General features: G+C 73.0%; 1 protein-coding gene. It reads right to left on the reverse strand.

Going from position 1 to position 2,204, the window contains the following annotated elements:
* Positions 1 to 2,056: ATP-binding protein (locus AOK24_RS41525; RefSeq protein ID WP_055725064.1), on the reverse strand; the 2,056-nt coding region annotated here is incomplete at its 3' end.
* Positions 2,057 to 2,204 lie beyond the last annotated feature (148 nt).

Below are 2,204 nucleotides of genomic sequence, written 5' to 3' on the forward strand. Positions count from 1 at the left end.
GGGGTACGTCGGCGTCCGCGCGGACCGCCTCCAGCACCTCGCGCCCCGACAGCCGCGCCCCGACCTCCCGCCAGCGCTCGAACGCCTCGCTCCCGAGGGCGGCCCGCACCGACTTCTGGACGGCCTCCTGCTCCTCCAGCAGGCGCGGCAGGAGCGTGACGGGGTCGCCGCCGAGGCGCCGGGCGTGTTCGGCGTACCCCATCAACCAGCAGGCGCGGACGGGGCGTTGGTGCTGCTCGGCGTGCCAGGACAGGCCGAGGCAGGCGAGCGCGGCGACCAGGATCTCCCCTATCTCGGCGGCGGCTTCGAGGCCGAGGCGGAAGCACTCGACGGCCTCGGCGTGCTCCCCGGCGAGGTGGAGGATGAGCCCCTTCGTGGCGACGGTCGAGGCGTACAACTGCCGTTCGCCGCGCCCTTCGAGGTAGGACATACCCGTCTCGCACAGCTCCAGCGCGCCCTTGGTGTCCCCGAACACGGCCCGCAGCAGGGCGGCTTCGTAGTGGATGACGCCGATCGCGAGGCCGTCCCCGGAGTCGAGGATGCGCCGCCGGGCCACCTCGACCTCGGCGAGCCCCTGTTCGACGGCGCCGCCGAACGCGGTCATGGCTCCCAGGTATCCCTCGGCGGAGAGGACCACCCGCTCCGCGCCGCACCTGCGGGCCACGTCGTACGCCTGGGGGAAGCGGTCGAGGGAGGTCTCCAGGTCGCCCGCCCACACCCCGAAGATGCCGGTCATCAGCAGGCCCCAGGCCCGCTCGGGGCAGTCCTGCGGGGTGAGTCCGAGCCCCTTGTCGATCCAGTGGTGCCCCTCGGAGAGGGTGCCGGCGGCCCGCCAGTACGGCCCGAGCCGCGCCGCCAGCCACAGCGCCTCCACGCCCCGACCCTCCGCCGCGCAGCCGTACTCCAGGGCGGCCCGGACGTCGGCGACGTTCTCGCGGACGGCGCGGTGCAGGGCGACCTGCGCGGGGCTGAGGAACTCGTCCCAGAACCGGCCCACCAGACGTTCGTAGTGCGCGAAGTGCCGTTGTTTCACGGCCTCTTGGTCGGCGGCGGTGAGGCGTCCGGCGCCGTACTCGCGGATCGTGTCGAGGAGGCGGTAGCGCCCGCCGTCCTCGCCGATGCGCTGCACGACGGACTTGTCCACCAGGCCGATCAGCGCCTCCACGACCTCGCCGGGCGGCAACTCGCCGTCGCCGCACACCTGTTCGGCCGAGGTCAGCTCGAACGACCCGGCGAACACGGAGAGTCGGGCCCACAGCAGGCGTTCGTGCGGGGTGCACAGGTCGTACGACCAGTCGATGGCCGTCCGCAGCGTCTGATGGCGCGTCAGGGACGTGCGGCGGCCCCCGGTCAGCACCTCGAAGCGCTGGTCGAGCCGTGCGACCAGCTCCGCGAGGGGGACCGCGCGCAGGCGTACGGCGGCGAGTTCGAGGGCGAGCGGCATGCCGTCGAGGCGGTCGACGAGGGCGAGGGTGCGCTCGCGGTCGCCCTCGTCGAGGAGCACGCCGCCGTTCACGGCCGCCGCGCGCTGCACGAACAGGTCGACCGCGTCCTGCCTGCTCAGCGGGGTGATGGGGACGCAGTGCTCACCGGGTACGTCCAGAGGCTGACGGCTGGTCGCCAGCACGCTGAGGCTCGGGGCCTCGCGCAGGAGGATGTCGCAGAGCATCGCGCAGGCGTCGACGAGGTGTTCGCAGGTGTCGAGGACCAGCAGGATGCGGCGGTCACGGAGGTGTTCGACGACCGCGTCCAGCGGGCTCATGCCGGGCTGCTCCGGCAGTTCGAGGACGCCGGCGAGGGTGGCGGGCACCAACTCCGGGTCGCGCAGGGCCGACAGCTCGATCAGGCGGACGCCGTCGGCGAACCGCGCCGCCGAGGCGCCGGCCGCGCGCAGCGCCGTACGGCTCTTGCCGACGCCGCCGGGGCCGACCAAGGTCACCAGCCTGGCGCGGCCCAACGCGTCGCGCAGCAGCGCCAGTTCCTCCGACCTGCCCACGAAGCTCGTGAGTTCCACCGGCAGTTGACCGCCCCGCCGCTGTCCGAAGCCGAATCCCATCTGTCCCCCGTGCTCGCGTCGGCCGTCGTCACCCTGTCACCCATCACAGCGTAAGGACACTGCTGCCGAGCGTGAATGGCGCGAGGAGGCGTAGGTATCACTCGGCCTGGGGACGGGGATCGAAAACGTGCGCGAGGGGTGAAAGGGG

This window comes from Streptomyces niveiscabiei, from assembly GCF_001419795.1.
Classification (GTDB): Bacteria; Actinomycetota; Actinomycetes; order Streptomycetales; family Streptomycetaceae; genus Streptomyces; species Streptomyces niveiscabiei.